Source organism: Arthrobacter sp. GQ119 (assembly GCF_059759125.1).
The window spans coordinates 1-347 of sequence record NZ_JCAXEA010000092.1 but is presented as its reverse complement, the minus strand read 5'-3'; the positions used below and the strand labels follow the sequence as shown (position 1 = coordinate 347).

Here is a 347-nt window from a genome sequence, read left to right as displayed (position 1 = left end):
ATGGGCTCGTTGTAGACGGTGATGTAGTACATCAGGTTCCGGTCCGTTGAGTCCGGGCCGTACATGCGCTCCAGACCGTCGCGGACGATGTGTCCCATCTCGTAGCCGTAGGCGGGGTCGTAGGTGACCACTGCCGGGTTGGTGGCGGCGAGGATGGGGGAGTGGCCGTCGGCGTGCTGGAGTCCTTCGCCGGTGAGGGTGGTCCGTCCTGCGGTGGCGCCGATGATGAAGCCGCGGGTCATTTGGTCCGCGGCGGCCCAGAAGGCGTCGCCGGTGCGCTGGAAGCCGAACATGGAGTAGAACACGTAGACCGGGACCAGGGGCACGCCGTGGGTGGCGTAGGCGGT

1 pseudogene is annotated in these 347 nt (G+C 66.9%); it reads right to left on the bottom strand.

Annotated features, from left to right (window positions below):
* A pseudogene (locus AC6CH3_RS23500) lies at positions 1 to 347 on the bottom strand (pyruvate dehydrogenase (acetyl-transferring), homodimeric type); the annotation flags it as partial.